Source organism: Pseudomonas sp. RA_105y_Pfl2_P56 (genome assembly GCF_963970845.1).
Lineage (GTDB): Bacteria > Pseudomonadota > Gammaproteobacteria > Pseudomonadales > Pseudomonadaceae > Aquipseudomonas > Aquipseudomonas baetica_A.
This window is the reverse complement of the sequence record NZ_CAXAPL010000001.1, coordinates 269,668-285,370: the sequence shown is the minus strand read 5'-3', so window position 1 is coordinate 285,370 and position 15,703 is coordinate 269,668. Positions and strand designations below refer to the sequence as shown.

16 protein-coding genes are annotated in these 15,703 nt (G+C 61.1%); 10 read left to right on the top strand and 6 right to left on the bottom strand.

The genetic code is table 11. The annotated features are described in order from the left end of the window. Positions 1-11: 11 nt before the first annotated feature. From AACY11_RS01335 to AACY11_RS01325, 3 genes are read right to left on the bottom strand one after another with little or no spacing between them, the layout of a single operon-like run. On the bottom strand, positions 12-1,061 hold the full coding sequence (locus tag AACY11_RS01335) for an alkene reductase (protein ID WP_339465977.1): 1,050 nt from the start codon (positions 1,059-1,061) through the stop codon (positions 12-14). A gap of 30 nt (positions 1,062-1,091) precedes the next feature. Next, positions 1,092-2,258, bottom strand: a complete 1,167-nt coding sequence (locus AACY11_RS01330; RefSeq protein WP_339493676.1) for an MFS transporter — start codon at positions 2,256-2,258, stop codon at positions 1,092-1,094. Positions 2,259-2,263: 5 nt separating this feature from the next. Further along, the gene (locus AACY11_RS01325; protein WP_221731397.1) at positions 2,264-2,584 is read right to left on the bottom strand and encodes an ArsR/SmtB family transcription factor; all 321 of its coding nucleotides are present in this window, start codon (positions 2,582-2,584) and stop codon (positions 2,264-2,266) included. A 167-nt stretch (positions 2,585-2,751) separates the two neighbouring features. Between AACY11_RS01325 and AACY11_RS01320 the strand changes: the two genes are divergently transcribed. Then, positions 2,752-3,336, top strand: a complete 585-nt coding sequence (locus AACY11_RS01320; RefSeq protein ID WP_339430680.1) for an acyl carrier protein phosphodiesterase — start codon at positions 2,752-2,754, stop codon at positions 3,334-3,336. A 50-nt stretch (positions 3,337-3,386) separates the two neighbouring features. Here AACY11_RS01320 and AACY11_RS01315 read toward each other — a convergent pair whose 3' ends face one another. Then, positions 3,387-4,178: a lysophospholipid acyltransferase family protein gene (locus tag AACY11_RS01315; protein WP_339430681.1), complete on the bottom strand. Its 792-nt coding sequence runs from the start codon at positions 4,176-4,178 to the stop codon at positions 3,387-3,389. After that, the gene (gene olsB / locus AACY11_RS01310; protein ID WP_339430682.1) at positions 4,178-4,933 is read right to left on the bottom strand and encodes an L-ornithine N(alpha)-acyltransferase; all 756 of its coding nucleotides are present in this window, start codon (positions 4,931-4,933) and stop codon (positions 4,178-4,180) included. Before olsB ends, AACY11_RS01315 begins: the two co-directional genes overlap by 1 nt. A 153-nt stretch (positions 4,934-5,086) precedes the next feature. Between olsB and AACY11_RS01305 the strand changes: the two genes are divergently transcribed. The 5 genes from AACY11_RS01305 to AACY11_RS01285 all read left to right on the top strand — a co-directional run bounded on the left by AACY11_RS01305 (position 5,087) and on the right by AACY11_RS01285 (position 9,436). Next, positions 5,087-5,965, top strand: a complete 879-nt coding sequence (locus AACY11_RS01305; protein WP_339430683.1) for an acyl-CoA dehydrogenase family protein — start codon at positions 5,087-5,089, stop codon at positions 5,963-5,965. A 152-nt stretch (positions 5,966-6,117) separates the two neighbouring features. Continuing rightward, on the top strand, positions 6,118-7,191 hold the full coding sequence (locus AACY11_RS01300) for a serine hydrolase domain-containing protein (protein WP_339493674.1): 1,074 nt from the start codon (positions 6,118-6,120) through the stop codon (positions 7,189-7,191). Then, positions 7,188-7,484 carry an amidase gene (locus AACY11_RS01295; protein ID WP_339430685.1) on the top strand — a complete coding sequence of 99 codons (297 nt, stop codon included), beginning with the start codon at positions 7,188-7,190 and terminating at the stop codon, positions 7,482-7,484. The genes AACY11_RS01300 and AACY11_RS01295 overlap by 4 nt, the downstream gene beginning before the upstream one ends. Before the next feature lie 202 nt (positions 7,485-7,686). Further along, a complete protein-coding gene (locus AACY11_RS01290; protein WP_339465978.1) occupies positions 7,687-8,277 on the top strand; it encodes a YceI family protein in 591 nt (196 codons plus the stop codon). Between the two features lies 1 nt (position 8,278). Then, the gene (locus AACY11_RS01285; RefSeq protein WP_339430687.1) at positions 8,279-9,436 is read left to right on the top strand and encodes a phospholipase D-like domain-containing protein; all 1,158 of its coding nucleotides are present in this window, start codon (positions 8,279-8,281) and stop codon (positions 9,434-9,436) included. A 154-nt stretch (positions 9,437-9,590) separates the two neighbouring features. On the opposite strand, the gene bglX is transcribed toward AACY11_RS01285, so the two are convergent. Then, the gene (gene bglX, locus AACY11_RS01280; protein ID WP_339493672.1) at positions 9,591-11,882 is read right to left on the bottom strand and encodes a beta-glucosidase BglX; all 2,292 of its coding nucleotides are present in this window, start codon (positions 11,880-11,882) and stop codon (positions 9,591-9,593) included. 260 nt (positions 11,883-12,142) lie between these two features. Between bglX and AACY11_RS01275 the strand changes: the two genes are divergently transcribed. The 4 genes from AACY11_RS01275 (at position 12,143) to AACY11_RS01260 (ending at position 15,522) form a co-directional block, all read left to right on the top strand. Next, positions 12,143-12,751 (top strand): LemA family protein, encoded by a 609-nt coding sequence (locus tag AACY11_RS01275; RefSeq protein WP_339430689.1) that lies wholly within the window; start codon positions 12,143-12,145, stop codon positions 12,749-12,751. Positions 12,752-12,764: 13 nt separating this feature from the next. Continuing rightward, entirely contained in the window at positions 12,765-13,517 is a 753-nt protein-coding gene (locus tag AACY11_RS01270) for a TPM domain-containing protein (RefSeq protein ID WP_339430690.1), read from the top strand. A gap of 33 nt (positions 13,518-13,550) precedes the next feature. Continuing rightward, positions 13,551-14,168 (top strand): TPM domain-containing protein, encoded by a 618-nt coding sequence (locus AACY11_RS01265; RefSeq protein WP_339430691.1) that lies wholly within the window; start codon positions 13,551-13,553, stop codon positions 14,166-14,168. Between the two features lie 139 nt (positions 14,169-14,307). Continuing rightward, the gene (locus tag AACY11_RS01260; protein WP_339465984.1) at positions 14,308-15,522 is read left to right on the top strand and encodes a class I SAM-dependent methyltransferase; all 1,215 of its coding nucleotides are present in this window, start codon (positions 14,308-14,310) and stop codon (positions 15,520-15,522) included. The last annotated feature ends 181 nt before the right edge of the window (positions 15,523-15,703 follow it).

Here is a 15,703-nt window from a genome sequence, read left to right as displayed (position 1 = left end):
TGCATTAAGAGTTACAGCGTCGGATAGTCGATGTAGCCAACCGGGCCTTTGCCGTAAAACAGCTCAGGACGCGGCTCGTTCAGCGGCGCATCGGCCTTCAGGCGTGCCGGCAGATCCGGGTTGGCAATGAAGGGCACGCCGAACGCCACGGCGTCAGCCTTGCCGGCCGCCAGCCATTGATTGGCGCTGTCCTTGGTGAAACGTTCGTTGACGATGTACGGGCCGCCGAAAGCTTCCTTGAGTTGCGGGCCGAGGCTGTCGGCGCCTTCTTTCTCGCGCGAGCAGATAAACGCGATGCCGCGTTTGCCCAGCTCGCGAGCCACGTAAGTGAAGGTTTCAGCCAGATTGTCGTCGCCCATGTCGTGGGAGTCCGCACGCGGTGCCAGGTGCACACCAACACGCCCGGCGCCCCAGACTTCGATGGCGGCGTCAGTCACTTCCAGCAGCAGACGTGCACGGTTTTCCAGGGAACCACCGTAGTTGTCGGTGCGCTGGTTGGTGCTGCTTTGCAGGAACTGGTCGAGCAGGTAACCGTTGGCGCCATGGATTTCCACGCCGTCGAAACCGGCGGCTTTGGCGTTCTCGGCACCGGTGCGGTAGGCGTCGACGATGTCGGCGATCTCAGCGGTTTCCAGTGCGCGTGGGGTTGGGTAGTCGGCCAGTGGACGCACCAGGCTGACGTGACCTTTGGGCTGGATGGCGCTCGGTGCGACCGGCGCCTCACCGTTGAGGTACGAGGGGTGAGAAATCCGGCCGACGTGCCACAGTTGCAGGAAAATCTTGCCGCCAGCGCCGTGAATGGCTTTGGTCACGTTGGCCCAGCCGCGCACTTGATCGTTCGACCAGATGCCTGGGGTGTCCGGGTAACCGACGCCCATCGGTGTCACCGAAGTCGCTTCGCTCAGAATCAGGCCGGCAGAGGCGCGCTGCACGTAATACTCGGCCATCAGCGCGTTCGGCACGCGGCCTTCGTCGGCGCGGCAACGGGTCAGCGGGGCCATGATGATGCGATTGGACAGCTCGACGTCGCCCAGTTTGATCGGATCGAAAATAGTTGCCATGTGTACAACCCTCGTCAGTGAAGTGGTTAATCAGTGGGTAGCAGGAGCCAGACCGGCATTGCCGTTCTGACGGAAAGTAATCAGGGTCACCAGCAGGGCGAGCACTGCCAGGGCGGCTGCGGCCAGAGGCACGCTGGTCAGCCCGAAACCGTGGGCGATAACGCTGCCGCCGACCCAGGCGCCGAGGGCGTTACCGACGTTGAAGGCGCCGATATTCAGGGTCGACACCAGATTCGGTGCAGCCTTGCCGAAGGTCACCACGTTGATTTGCAGGGCCGGCACGGCAGCGAAGGAAGCGGTCGCCCAGAGGAACAGGGTGATTTCAGTCGGGATCAGCGCGACGCTGGTCCAGCTCAGCACAGTGGAAACCACCGCCATCGCCACGAACACGCCGATCAGGGTGGCGCCCAGGCGTTTGTCTGCCAGTTTGCCGCCGATGATGTTGCCGACCGTCAAACCGAGGCCGATCAACAGCAGGGTCCAGGTCACGCCTTTTGGCGAAACACCGGTGACATCGCCCAGCAACGGGGCGACGTAGGTGAAGAGGGTGAACATCGAGGCGGCGAACAGCGCGGTCATGCTTAGCGACAGCCAGATGCCGGCGCCTTTGAGGGCGGCGAGTTCGGCGCGCATGTCGAGTTTTTCTTCGTAACGCTTGGCCGGCAGGAAGCGGATCAGGCCGATCAGCGCAATCACACCGATGACGGTCACTGCCCAGAAGGTCGAACGCCAGCCGGCTTCCTGACCCAGCGCAGTCCCCAACGGCACTCCCAGCACGTTGGCCAGGGTCAGGCCGGTGAACATCAACGCGACTGCCGAAGCGCGTTTGTTCGGTGCCACCAGACCGGCCGCCACCACCGAGCCGATGCCGAAGAATGCACCGTGGCACAGCGCGGTGACGACACGGGCAAACATCAGCACGTTGTAATCACCTGCAATGGCGCAGAGCAGGTTGCCGACAATGAAGATGCCCATCAACGCAACCAATGCAGCCTTGCGCGGCAGTTTGGCGGTGGCCAGTGCCATGAACGGCGCACCGATGGCCACGCCCAAGGCGTAACCGGTCACCAGCCAGCCGGCGCCGGGGATCGACACACCAAGGTCGGCCGCCACATCGGGCAGCAGGCCCATGATGACGAACTCGGTGGTGCCGATGGCGAAGGCGCTCAAGGCCAGAATAAGTAGCGAGAGGGGCATGTGCATCAATTCCTTGGGGGAGCGCTGAGCTCTTTGACGATGGCGTCGAGGAACGCCTGAATCACGTCCTCGTTGCGCTTGAAGAAGTTCCACTGACCGGCCTTCTGGCTGCTGATCAGCCCGGCGCGTTGCAGCGTGGCGAGGTGGGCGGACACCGTCGACTGCGACAGGCCGCAGCGCTGGTCGATCTGCCCGGCACAGATGCCGTACTCGTGGTTGTGAATCTGTTCCGGAAACTGGACTTTGGGGTCTTTCAGCCAGATGAGGATGTCTCGTCGTACTGGGTGTGCCAGGGCTTTTATTATTTCGTCGAGGTCGAGGTTCATGGCTTGGCTCGTGATGTCTGTAGCGCTATATCGCGATGAGGCGAACTTTAAATCGGTATTTCGCGATATACCAATATGTTTTTGATCTGACGACCGTGTAAATCGGTATATCGGGTTATAACGATACGTTGAGTGTAACGATGAAGGCGCAGTGCTAAGCTGCGCCCATGAACTATCTCGCACATTTGCACCTCGGTGGCCAGCGCCCGGGCCAATTACTCGGCAGTTTGTATGGCGACTTCGTCAAAGGCCGGCTGCAGGGGCAGTTTGCGCCGGAGGTCGAGGCGGCCATCCAGTTGCACCGGCGGATTGATGTCTTCACCGATCGCCATCCGCAGGTGGACGTCGCGTTGCGGCGGTTTTGCGCTACTCGAAGACGTTATGCCGGGATCGTCCTCGACGTGTTTTTCGACCATTGTCTGGCGCGAGACTGGCGTTTGTACGCCGAGCAGCCGCTGGAGCAGTTCACGACGGACGTCTATCGGGTGCTATCGCTTGAGCGACAACTGCCCGAGCGTCTGGCGAAGATCGCGCCGCACATGGTTGCCAATGACTGGCTGGGGTCGTATCAGGAGTTTGAAGTGCTGGAGCAGGTGTTGCGCGGGATCTCCCGACGCTTGACCCGGCCGCAAGAGCTGGCGGGTGCGATGCAGGAATTGCGGCGTTTGTATGAGCCGTTGAGTGAGGATTTTGCGTTGTTCTACCCACAACTTCAGGATTTCGCCCGACACGCCGAGCCCTTGAAAACCTGATGTGGGAGCTTGCTCCCACAGGGGGCACGGCCGCTGTGGGAGCCTGTGTATCAGGCCGCGATTGCCGGGCGCATCGGGGTCTGTTGGGTGTCCGGGATCGCCCCAAACAACGCCTTCTGCACCGCCTGCTGTGCCTCGAACGCCAGCGCCGCCCGCTCGCGCCCCTGACAGGCAATCGGCTTGAGCAGATGCACTTCGACATCGCCGCAGTCATTGCTGAACAGACGCATCAAGTGCGACAGCAGGTCATCGTCACCAATGAACGGTGCCAACGCGTCGATTTCACCGTCACGCAGATAACGGATCGCTACCGGTTGCAGCATCACCTCGGAATCAATCGCCGCCGACAACAGGCGACCATGAAAGGTGCGCAGCGAACGGCCGTCGGTGGTGGTGCCTTCCGGGAACATCAGCAGCGGATGGTCGGTTTGCAGGTGACGGGTCATCTGCTTGCGGATCAACTGGCTATCGCCCGAACCCCGGCGGATGAACAGGCTGCCGGCCTTCGCCGCGAGCCAACCGGCGACCGGCCAGGTGCGTACTTCGGCCTTGGACAGAAACGACAGCGGCGTGAGCATGCCGAGCAGCGGAATATCCGTCCATGAAACGTGGTTGCTGACCCACAGCATCGGCTGTTTCGGCAGCTCGCCGTGAACGCTCACGCGAAAGGGCAGGGCGTTGCTCAGGCGCGCCATGAAAAAGCGCGACCAGCGCTGCCGGCGCTCCATCGAATGGGCCAGGCCAATGCGCTCAAACATCCCGAAAACACTGGCCATGGTCAACCCCAGCGTCACCACCAGCAGCACTCGCGCGACTCGCGCGTACACCCGCAAACGGCGCATTACACCGCTGCCTTGAAGTGCTTGGCGTAGCGCGGGCAGAGTTCATCGCGCTTGAGCAGGATGAACACGTCGGCGACCTGGAAGTCTTCGTCCCAGCACGGCTCGCCGCAGATTTTCGCGCCCAGGCGCATATAGGCCTTGAGCAGCGGCGGCATTTCAGCAATCACGTTGGAGGGAATATCCAGGGCCGGCAGCGGATTTTTCGGCTCGGCACGCAAATGTTCGGTGCACAGATAACGTTCACGCAGACGCTGCATGATCGCGTGAGCCTGCACGCCGCCGTCCTGCATCGGGATGCTCGCGCAGCCCATCAAATAGCTGTATCCGCCCTGATTGAGCACTTCGGCCAGTTCGCCCCACAGCACGGCGATGGTGCCGCCGTTGCGGTAGGCCGGGTCGACGCAGGTGCGGCCGATTTCCAGGATCGGGCCTTTCAAATGCGCCAGGCCATGCAGGCTGAATTCTTCTTCGCTGTAGAACTTGCCCAGGCTGCTGGCGGCGGTGTGGTCGAGCAAACGAGTGGTCGCCACCAGGCGGCCGGTGTTCAGGTCACGCACACCGATGTGGCTGCAGTGAACATCATAATCATCCATGTCCAGACCTCGTTCAGCGCCTTTCAGTTTGGCGTTGAACTCGCCGCTGAAGACGTTGAAGCGCAAGGCCTGGGCTTGCTGCAAGGCCTCGGCGCCGATCAGGCGTTCGGCTTGCAGGCGGCGTTCATTGCCGGTGTCGCTGATGCGGGCGATCTGAGTCATGTGAATCTCCGTACGGGCCTTTAACCCGTCGTGGGTTGCAGCCGATCGACTTTCTTTATGCAGCCGTGTTGTGCAAAGTCAGGCTATGTAGCCCCTGTGTCATCGCCATGAACGTTTGGTGATGCTTATATGACAACCCACGAGGAGCCTCTTATGCCTTGGCCCGATCTGCTTGAAAGCCGTGAACGATTGCCCGTCGTTGCTGACCTGGCGGAAGGTTTTGCGGCGTTGTTGCACACGCTGGGCAACGTCACGCCGTTCGAATTGGCGGTGGCGGGAGGGCGGTTGATGGCAACGCCGGGGCTGGCGTTTCTGGTCGGTTATCAAGCGGCGTTGCGCATGCTTTGGCCCAGCGCACCGCTGAGCCTTGGGGCGTTGTGTGCGACTGAACAGCGCAGTTTGCGCCCGGCGGATATGCAAACGCGGCTGACCGATTTGCATCTGAGCGGGCGCAAGGATTTCGTCACCGCTGGCGATGCGGCGGACTGGCTGCTGATCGCCGCGCGCAGTGAAGAACCCGGCCAGACGCCGCGCCTGAGCCTGGCGGTGGTGTATCCCGGCGAACCCGGTGTGCGTGTGGAAAAACTGCCGGCGCTGCCGTTGATGCCGGACATCAGCCATGGTCGGCTCCACCTCGATGGCGCCCTGTGCGAATTGCTCGCCGGGGATGGCTGGGATGCTTACGTCAAACCGTTCCGCACCCTGGAAGATGTCTATGTGTTGAGTGCGATGACCGCGTGGTTGTATGGCGTCGGGCAGGACAGCGATTGGCCACAAGCGCTGCAATTACGCTTGCTGGCGTTGTTGGCCGGGTGTGCCGAAATGAGTCGCCAGCCGCCCAATACCCGGGCCGGGCATGTGTTGCTGGGTGGGTTGTTTGCGCAGTTTGACGCGCTCAAGCCTGAAGTCGATCTAGCGTTGAGCGAGGGACATTCCGAGTGGGCGGCGATGTGGCAGCGTGATCAAGGCGTGATGCAATTGGCTTCGGGGGCCAGGGCCAAGCGGTTGGCCAAGGCTTTGGCGCAGGCCTGACCGGCCTCTTCGCGAGCACGCCCGCTGCCACAGTTTGATTGCATTTCAACTGAAGGAACTCGAACACTTGCTCGCGAAGAGGCCCTGAAAACACCACACATCTGTCATAAACCCCGACTACCCTCAGCAGGTTATTTTCAAGAGCTCTCACCATGTTCAAAGGCCTGCTCCTGCTGCTGATCAGCTTCACCGTTCAGGCCGGGCAATGGCCCGGCGAGCAATGGCCGACGGGCCCGCAGCTCACTGGCCCTGCGGTTGAGAAACTGGAGGCCTACGCTTTCCCGCCCCGCGACGAAACCACTCGCCAAGGTGTCCGCACCGACGCCTTGCTGATCATCCGCGATGGCCAGATCGTCTACGAACGCTACGCCGGCCCGACCACTGCCGACACCCCGCACCTGACCTGGTCGATCAGCAAAAGTCTGATGGCCACAGTCCTGGGTGTGGCGTACGGCGAAGGCCTGTTCAGGCTTGATGATCCCGCCGTGAAGTTTTACCCGGCGCTGGAAAAACACCCCGCCATCACAATGGCCGATCTGCTGCACTGGGCCTCTGGCCTCGACTGGCAGGAAGACTACGAATACGCGCCGCTCAAATCCTCGGTGGTGGCGATGCTTTATACCCGTGGTCATCGCGACATGGCAGCGTTCACGGCGAATCATGACCGCTTTGCGGCACCGGGACAGGCGTTCCGTTATTCCAGCGGCGACAGCAATCTGTTGTCGGCCGCGCTGAAAACCATTGTCGGTCCGCCGCGTTATCCGGACTATCCGTGGACGGCCCTGTTCGACCCGTTGGGCATCCGTCATGCCGTGTGGGAACGCGATGCCAGCGGTACGTTTGTCGCCTCGTCTTATGCCTACCTGACCGCACGGGATCTGGCGCGGGTCGGTCTGTTGATGGCCCGCGACGGGCGCTGGGCTGATCGGCAATTGCTGCCCAGGGATTGGCTCGCCTTCAACCTCAAACCCTTCGCCGGCTACAAGGCCCATCAGGACGAAGCCGTCCCCGGCGGCCACTGGTGGCTTAATCGCCCGGCGGACGGCGCGCCATCGCCGTGGCCCGACGCACCGCCCGACACCTTTGCCGCCCTCGGCCATTGGGGCCAGGCCTTGTACGTCATCCCCAGCGAAAACCTGGTGATCGTGCGCTACGCCGATGATCGCGACGGCCGCTATCGCCACAACGAATTGATCAAACGCGTGCTGGAGGCGGTGCAGCCATGAAGCGCTTCTTGCTGGTGCTGTCGGTCATGCTGTTGGGCTGGGTCGGATATGAACGCGAAAACCTGTGGGCCTTTCCCGACATCATCAGTGCCTACACCGCCAAGGAATATTGTTCGTGTCGCTACGTGATGAGCAACGAGGCCGAATACTGCCGGGGCTATGTGAAACAGTGGCTGCCGACCAGCCGTTTCACCGATGAGCCCGCCAGCAAGACCATCACCGTCAGCGGCATGGGGCGCAGCAACAGTGCCCGGTGGTTGGGCGAACGCCAAGGCTGCCGCCTCAATCCTTGATGTGCTCGTCCCCCGGTGGGAGCGGGCTCGCTCGCGAAGGCTGTGTGTCAGTCACCACAAATGTTGCCTGTGCCGGCGCTTTCGCGAGCAAGCCCGCCCACGGGAACTTTTCCAGTCAATGGACTGGTGGGGATTGAAAGTTTGCAATAACGCCACGGGCGGTTAATGTTCGGCTCAGGTTTATTGGCCCCACGAGTCTTTAATGTTCAACCGTTCCCTGTTTGCAACCCTGTCCAGCCTGTTTTTGGCCGCCGCTGCGCTGCCAGCGCAGGCCAATTGGTACCTGGATGGCGAGTCGTCGCGGCTGTCGTTCGTCAGCACGAAAAACGCCAGCCTTGCCGAAGTGCAGCGTTTTCTGGTGTTGCACGGCAAAGTCGACCCCAATGGTCGCGCCGAAGTCGAAGTCGAGCTGGATTCGATCAACAGCGGCATCCCCCTGCGTGACGAGCGTATGCGCAAGGAGCTGTTCCAGATCGAGCAGTTTCCCGCGGCGACCATCACCACCCGGATCGACCTGCGCCCGATCAACGATCTGGCCCCTGGCGCTCAGCTTGAATTACGTTTGCCGCTGACCGTCAACCTGCACGGCAAGCAACATGAATATCCGGCCGAGTTGCTCGCCACACGTCTGGATGACCGCCGTTTCCAAGTGGTGACGCTGGAGCCGCTGGTGATCAATGCCGAGGATTTCGATCTCGCTCCGGGGATTGAAAGCTTGCGCAAACTGGCCGGTCTGTCGGCCATCAGCCTGTCGGTGCCGGTGGGTGCGGTGCTGATCTTCACGGCGCGCTGACATGCGCGGCGCAGTGTTTCCGTGGCGTGACGGCAACCACTTCGAGTTGTTGATCGACGGCCCGCAATTCTTTGCGCGCATGCTCCAGAACATTGCCCAGGCCAAAGAACAGATCGAACTTGAGCTGTATCTGGTCGAGGCGGGCGCCTGTGCCGAAACCATCGTTCAAGCGCTGGTGCTGGCGGCCGAGCGCGGCGTGCGTGTGCGATGTCTGTTCGACGATTACGGCAGCCTCGCGTTTACCCATTCTCTGCGCCAGCGCCTGATCCAGGCCGGGGTCGAACTGCGTTTTTACAATCGTTTGAGCTGGCGGCGCTGGGTTGGCAATTTCTATCGTGATCATCGCAAGCTGCTGCTGGTTGACCGATGTTCGGCAGTGGTCGGCGGCACCGGCGTCACCGACGAGTTCTGGACCCCAGGCCATGCCACCAGCGAATGGCATGAGGTGATGGTGCAAATCAGCGGTCCATTGGTCATCGACTGGCAATTGCTGTTCGACCGGCAATGGATCGCCAACCGCTATCGTCGCGCCTGGCGCCCGGCCGCGCATTTTGGCCTGCCGCGGTTACCCCGTGTGCCGGATAAAGGCGAGGGCATGGGCCGCGTGGCTTACGCTGACGCCCGCCAGCATCGCGACATTCTGCAGTCGCTGTTCCGCGCCCTGAACAGTGGGCAGAAACGCATCTGGATGGCCACGCCGTATTTTCTGCCGACCTGGAAAATCCGCCGCTCCCTGCGCAAGGCCGCCGCCCGTGGTGTCGATGTGCGTTTACTGCTGACCGGCCCACGCACCGATCACCCGTCCGTGCGCTACGCCGGGCATCGCTACTACCCGCGCCTGCTCAAGGCCGGGGTGCAGATCTTCGAATACCAGCCGTGTTTCCTGCACCTGAAAATGGTGCTGGTGGACGAGTGGGTGAGCATCGGCTCGTGCAACTTCGATCACTGGAACCTGCGTTTCAATCTGGAGGCGAACCTGGAGGCACTCGATCCGTCGTTGACGGCGGCGGTGCGGGCGAGTTTCGAGAAGGACTTCGGCTTGAGTCAGCGGGTGAGTCTGGAGGAGTGGCAGCGTCGGCCGTTGTGGCACAGGGTCAAGCAGCGGGTGTGGGGGTGGGTGGATCGGTTGGTGGTCAACCTGCTGGACAGGCGCGGTTAACGCCAGCTCCGAAACCAGTGGATTCCAATGTGGGAGGGGGCTTGTTCCCGAAGGCGGCATGTCATTCAGCATTTATTTGGCTGATACACCGCATTCGGGAGCAAGCCCCCTCCCACAAAGGCCCCTCTCACGCAGGCGTGTGTGGCCTCAATAGTTACAGCAATTCGAAGCTCTGCTGCGTCACGTCCTGCGAATCAAGACCGATCTGCACGTTGAATTTGCCGGGCTCTGCCGCGTACTTGAGCTGAGCGTTGTAGAACTTCAGGTCATCCTCGGTGATGGTGAAGTGCACGACTTTCTGTTCGCCGGCCTTGAGCATGATTTTCTGGAAGTTCTTCAGTTCCTTCACCGGGCGGATCATCGAACCGGTGACGTCCTGAATGTACAACTGCACCACGGTTTCGCCGTCGCGCTTGCCGGTGTTTTTCACCGTGACACTGGCGTCGAGCTTGCCGGTGGCGTTCAGGGTGGTCGATGACAGCGCCATGTCGTTCAGGCTGAAACCGGTGTAGCTCAGGCCATAGCCGAACGGGAACAGCGGGCCGGTGATGTCATCGAAATATTGCGAGGTGTAGTTGCCCGGTTTGCCCGGCGTGAACGGCCGGCCAATGCTCAGGTGGTTGTAGTAGGTGGGAATCTGCCCGACGGAGCGCGGGAAGGTCACCGGCAGTTTGCCCGACGGGTTGTAGTCACCGAACAGCACATCGGCGATGGCGTTGCCGCCCTCGGTGCCGCTGAACCAGGTTTCCAGAATGGCGTCGGCCGATTCCTTTTCCTCAAGGATGGTCAGCGGACGGCCGTTCATCAGCACCAGTACCAGCGGTTTGCCGGTCGCTTTCAGGGCTCGGATCAACTCACGCTGAGTTTGCGGGATGTTCAGGTCGGTGCGGCTGGAGGATTCGTGTGACATGCCGCGGGATTCGCCCACTGCCGCAACGACCACGTCAGCGTCTTTGGCGGCTTTCACCGCTTCGTCGATCAACACGTTGGCCGGGCGCGGATCATCCACCACTTCCGGTGCATCGAAGTTGAGGAAGTTCAGGTAGTCGAGGACCTTCTTGTTGCTGGTGATGTTGGCGCCACGGGCGTAGATCAGGTTCGACTTGTCGCCGATGACCGCGCTCATGCCATCGAACAGCGTGACTGATTGCGCCGGCTTACCGGCCGCCGCCCAACTGCCCATCATGTCGATCGGCGCCTTGGCCAATGGGCCGACCAGCGCGATTTTCGCGGTTTTCTTCAGCGGCAGGGTTTCGTTCTGGTTTTTCAGCAGCACCAGGCTGCGACGCGCCACTTCACGGGCCTCGCGACGGTGCAGGCGACTTTCGGCATAGGTGTCGGCCGGATCGTCTTCAGCCTTGCCGATGCGCAGGTACGGGTCCTTGAACAAGCCCATGTCGTACTTGGCCGCGAGCACTTCGCGCACGGCATTGTCGATGTCTTTCTGTTCGATCTCGCCGGACTTGAGCAGGCCCGGCAGCTCTTTGCCGTACAGGGTGTCGTTCATGCTCATGTCGATGCCGGCCTTGATCGCCAGCTTCGCCGCTTCACGACCGTCGCGGGCCACGCCGTGCTTGATCAGCTCGAAGATCGCACCGTGGTCGCTGACCGCCAGGCCTTTGAAGCCCCAGTCCTTGCGTAGCAAATCGTTCATCAGCCAGGTGTTGGCGGTGGCCGGAATGCCGTTGATCGAGTTCAACGCGACCATCACGCCGCCGGCGCCGGCATCAATCGCGGCGCGGTACGGTGGCAGGTAATCCTGGTACATCTTCACCGGGCTCATGTCCACGGTGTTGTAGTCACGACCACCCTCGACCGCGCCGTACAGGGCAAAGTGCTTGACGCTGGCCATGATGCTGTCGGCGGCGCTCGGGGTCTGGCCCTGATAAGCCTTGACCATGACTTTGGCGATGCGCGAGGTCAGGTAGGTGTCCTCACCGAAACCTTCGGAGCTGCGGCCCCAACGCGGATCGCGGGAGATGTCGACCATCGGCGCGAAGGTGATGTCGAGGCTGTCGGCCGCCGCTTCTTTGGCCGCCACGCGTCCGGACAGGCCGATGGCGTCCATGTCCCAGCTCGATGCCAGGGCCAGCGGAATCGGGAAAATCGTACGGTGACCGTGGATCACGTCGTACGCAAAAAACATCGGAATCTTCAGACGGCTGCGCATGGCCGCGTCCTGCATCGGCCGGTTTTCCGGGCGAGTGATGGAGTTGAACGTGCCGCCGATGTTGCCCGCGGCGATTTCCTTGCGGATCAGTTCGCGGGGCATTTGCGGGCCGATGCTGATCAGGCGCAACTGGCCGATCTTCTCCTCGAGGGTCATTTGGCTCATCAGGTGGCTGATGAACGCGTCCTTGTTTTCCAGGGGCGCCGGGGTCGTGGCGGCCAATACGTGATGACTGGCCAGGCTGACGAGCAGACCCAGCAAACACAGCTTCTTCATGAATGTTTTTCTCAAGGGCCCAAGCGGCAATGCAATGCCGGCCAGCCAAAATGTTGGGAGCGACTATTGTTGTTCGGGTGCCGGCTCAAAAATACCGAGCCAAAAAACCACAGCCGACACTCGGTAGCGTGAACGCGCAGGGCACTTTTTAGCCCATTCGCCCGTCGCATTCCAGTGACGAGGCCGATTATGCCCCAAGAGCCGGCCCCGAAGTTTTCGCCGACGGTTTTTAATGAAATGTGCCAAGGAGCATCACTTTGATGAATGTCAGCCCAATCAACCGCTCGCGTCTGCAGGTCGCCACATTGCTGGTGCTGGCCACGCTATTGACCGCGTGCGGCATCAACAACATCCCGACCCTCGACGAGCAGGCCAAAGCGGCCTGGAGCCAAGTGCAGAACCAGTACCAGCGCCGCGCCGACCTGATCCCCAATCTGGTCGAAACGGTGAAAGGCTACGCCAAGCATGAAGAGGCGACCCTGACCGCCGTGATCGAGGCGCGGGCCAAGGCGACGTCGATCCAGGTGGATGCCAGCACCCTCGACAACCCGCAAAAGCTCAAGCAGTTCCAACAGGCACAGGATCAACTGAGCGGCGCGTTGAGCCGTTTGATGGTGGTCTCTGAGCGTTATCCGGACCTGAAGGCCAACCAGAACTTTCTGGCCCTGCAGTCGCAGCTTGAGGGCACGGAAAACCGTATCGCCGTGGCGCGGCGCGATTTCATTCTGGCGGTGCAGAAATACAACACTGAAATCCGCACCTTCCCGGGACGCCTCTGGCACAGCGTGATGTACAGCGACCTGCCGATCCGCGAAACCTTTGAAGCCACCACCCCCGGTGCAGAAAAGGCGCCCGAAGTGAAGTTCTGATCCGAGGTTGCCCATGCGTGTGTTGAAAATGGGCCTGGTGCTGATGCTGTGGCTGTTCGCCGTCAGCGCCCGGGCCGAGTTGACGTTCCCGGCGCTGAGCGGGCGGGTGGTGGATGACGCGCAGATGATCGAGCCGTCAGTGCGTGCGCAACTGAGCCAGCAGTTGCAGGCGCACGAACAGGCGACCGGCGAGCAATTGGTCGTGGTGACGCTGCCGGATCTGCAAGGCACCACCATCGAAGATTTTGGCGTGCAACTGGGCCGGCACTGGGGCATCGGCCAGAAAGACAAAAACAACGGCGCATTGCTTATCGTCGCCCGGGACGAGCGCAAATTGCGCATTGAAGTCGGTTATGGCCTGGAGGACCGGCTGACCGATGCGCAGGCGTCGGTGATCATCCATCAAGTCATCACCCCCGCGTTCAAGACCGGCCACTTCAGCAAAGGCATCAGCGATGGCGTCGCGGCGATGCTGGTGGTGCTGGGGGGCAATCCGCTGGACGAACCGTCAACGGTGTATGAACCCGGCGGTGATCCTTCCGATGATTTCATCTCGCGGCACCCGACGTTGTTCGTGTTTTTAGTGATGTTGTTCATCCTGACGGTGTTTGTCTGCCAGATGCTCGGTATCCTTCCCGCCGGCCGTGGCGGCTCCGGTGGTGGCGGAGGCTTTGGCGGTGGAGGTTTTGGCGGCGGCAGTGGAGGCGGGGGCTTTAGCGGCGGCGGGGGCAGTTTCGGCGGCGGTGGTTCGTCGGGCGGCTGGTGAGCACACAACAATAATGAGCAGGCACTCTTTGACATGGCATTACTGACTGAACACGAACAACGCAAAGTCGCCGAGGCGATCGCCCGCGTCGAGCGCGACACCGATGCGGAACTGGTGACCGTGCTGGCCGCCCGCGCCGACGATTACGCGTACATCCCGTTGCTGTGGGCCAGCCTGCTGGCGCTGGTGGTACCAGGCGTTGTGCATTACCTGACCGGCTGGCTCACCATGCGCAGTCTGCTGCTGGTGCAGTGGGGCATTTTCATTGTGCTGTGCCTGTTGTTTCGCTTGCCCAAGATCACCACTCATCTGGTGCCTCGCCGGGTGCGTCACTGGCGCGCCTCGAATCTGGCGCGTCGGCAGTTTCTCGAACAGAACCTGCATCACACGGTGGGCAGCACCGGGATGCTGATTTTTGTCTGCGAGGCTGAGCGGTACGTGGAGATTCTGGTGGATGAGGGGATTTCCCGGCGACTGGACAATAAAAGCTGGGATGCCATTGTCGCGGCGTTTACCGAGCAGGTGCGGCAGGGGCGCACGCTGCAAGGGTTTGTCACCTGCATCGAGGCGTGTGGCGAATTGCTCAAAGTGCATGTGCCGGTGACGCAGGTACGCAATGAATTGCCGAATCGGTTGGTGGTGTTGGGTTAAATCTCAGGGCGCAGCAGTCCCTTGTGGTGAGGGGGCCGGCGCAGTTTATGCCGTTCGGTAAATAAGAGCGTGTCCCCAACCCGCATCCCCCCTAAAATACCCGCCATTCCCGATTCGCCCCGTCCGAGGCCGCTTGTTCATGTCCGTCACCGCCCCCACCGCGCCATCTGCGCCGGATCACCACGCCCAGTTCATCGAACTGCTGCAAACCAGCCTCGAACAGAACGGCTTCATCAAACTGGTGCTGGCCAAGTACGTCGGCGAAGAGGCGGATTTGCAACGGGTCATCATCAAACCAGTGACGGTCAAGGCGCAGCCTAACCTGTCCTTTGTTTATCGCTACAAGACCCGCGACATCACCAAGAACCTGCCGTTGCTGGAAGGCGTAGCGATGATCGCCGCGCTGGTGCCGGCCTCGTTCAAAAATGCGCATTTGCTGGCGTTGACTGACGAAGCACAGCTCGAATACAGCAAAAAGGGCAAGCCTTCGCTCTTCAGGAGCAAACCTCAGCAATTGCGTGAGGCTCCGTCCGCTGAGCACAACCGTGAGAAAAACCGCTTTCTGGAGCTGAGCCGTCCGTTCCTCAAGGATCTGGGCGTAACCAACGCGCAGCATGAGCTGATCCCGGCCATGTCGCGCAAGTGGAAGCAGATCAACAAGTTCATCGAAGTGTTCAGCCATGCCCTGACCTCGTCACCGCTGGCGCTGGACAAACCGGTGCGGGTCGCGGATTTCGGTTCGGGCAAGGGTTACCTGACGTTTGCGATTCACGACTACTTGCGCAACACCTTGAAGGCCGAGGGCGAAGTCACCGGCGTCGAGTTGCGTGAAGATATGGTCAACCTGTGCAATAGCGCTGCGGCAAAGCTGGATCACCCTGGGCTGGTATTCAAATGCGGTGACGTGCGCAGTGTCGCGCCGAGCGAGCTGGACGTGATGATCGCCCTGCATGCCTGCGACATCGCCACCGATTACGCCATCCACACGGGCATCCGTTCGGGCGCCTCAATCATCATGTGCTCGCCGTGCTGCCACAAACAGATCCGCTTGCAGATCCAGAGCCCGGCGCTGCTCAAGCCAATGCTGCAATACGGTTTGCACCTGGGGCAGCAAGCGGAGATGGTCACCGACAGTCTGCGTGCGCTGTTCCTTGAGGCCTGTGGTTACGAAACCAAGGTGTTCGAGTTCATCTCGCTGGATCACACCAACAAGAACAAGATGATTCTGGCGGTCAAACGCGCCGAACCGGTGGACCCGGCTCAGTTGCTGGTGAAGATTCAGGAATTGAAGGCGTTCTACAACATCAGCGAGCACTGCCTGGAAACCCTGCTGCGCGCGGATGGTTACCTCTGATCCTGTGACAGCGGCGGTGCGCCGATTCGACTTGCTCGCGAAGGCGTGCTGACAGTCAACGAAGCTGTCGGTTGTCAGGGCCCCTTCGCGAGCAAGCTCGCCCCAGAGTATTTGCGTCCCACACACAACCTGTGATCGACGCAGAACCTGTGTGCTGGCTTGCCCGCGAAGAACGATAACT

Excerpts from the sequence above, each read along its gene's own strand:
- AACY11_RS01335 (WP_339465977.1), bottom strand. The coding sequence starts at position 1,061 with ATGGCAACTATTTTCGATCCGATCAAACTGGGCGACGTCGAGCTGTCC.
- AACY11_RS01330 (WP_339493676.1), bottom strand. The coding sequence starts at position 2,258 with ATGCCCCTCTCGCTACTTATTCTGGCCTTGAGCGCCTTCGCCATCGGC.
- AACY11_RS01325 (WP_221731397.1), bottom strand. The coding sequence starts at position 2,584 with ATGAACCTCGACCTCGACGAAATAATAAAAGCCCTGGCACACCCAGTA.
- AACY11_RS01320 (WP_339430680.1), top strand. The coding sequence starts at position 2,752 with ATGAACTATCTCGCACATTTGCACCTCGGTGGCCAGCGCCCGGGCCAA.
- AACY11_RS01315 (WP_339430681.1), bottom strand. The coding sequence starts at position 4,178 with ATGCGCCGTTTGCGGGTGTACGCGCGAGTCGCGCGAGTGCTGCTGGTG.
- olsB (WP_339430682.1), bottom strand. The coding sequence starts at position 4,933 with ATGACTCAGATCGCCCGCATCAGCGACACCGGCAATGAACGCCGCCTG.
- AACY11_RS01305 (WP_339430683.1), top strand. The coding sequence starts at position 5,087 with ATGCCTTGGCCCGATCTGCTTGAAAGCCGTGAACGATTGCCCGTCGTT.
- AACY11_RS01300 (WP_339493674.1), top strand. The coding sequence starts at position 6,118 with ATGTTCAAAGGCCTGCTCCTGCTGCTGATCAGCTTCACCGTTCAGGCC.
- AACY11_RS01295 (WP_339430685.1), top strand. The coding sequence starts at position 7,188 with ATGAAGCGCTTCTTGCTGGTGCTGTCGGTCATGCTGTTGGGCTGGGTC.
- AACY11_RS01290 (WP_339465978.1), top strand. The coding sequence starts at position 7,687 with ATGTTCAACCGTTCCCTGTTTGCAACCCTGTCCAGCCTGTTTTTGGCC.
- AACY11_RS01285 (WP_339430687.1), top strand. The coding sequence starts at position 8,279 with ATGCGCGGCGCAGTGTTTCCGTGGCGTGACGGCAACCACTTCGAGTTG.
- bglX (WP_339493672.1), bottom strand. The coding sequence starts at position 11,882 with ATGAAGAAGCTGTGTTTGCTGGGTCTGCTCGTCAGCCTGGCCAGTCAT.
- AACY11_RS01275 (WP_339430689.1), top strand. The coding sequence starts at position 12,143 with ATGAATGTCAGCCCAATCAACCGCTCGCGTCTGCAGGTCGCCACATTG.
- AACY11_RS01270 (WP_339430690.1), top strand. The coding sequence starts at position 12,765 with ATGCGTGTGTTGAAAATGGGCCTGGTGCTGATGCTGTGGCTGTTCGCC.
- AACY11_RS01265 (WP_339430691.1), top strand. The coding sequence starts at position 13,551 with ATGGCATTACTGACTGAACACGAACAACGCAAAGTCGCCGAGGCGATC.
- AACY11_RS01260 (WP_339465984.1), top strand. The coding sequence starts at position 14,308 with ATGTCCGTCACCGCCCCCACCGCGCCATCTGCGCCGGATCACCACGCC.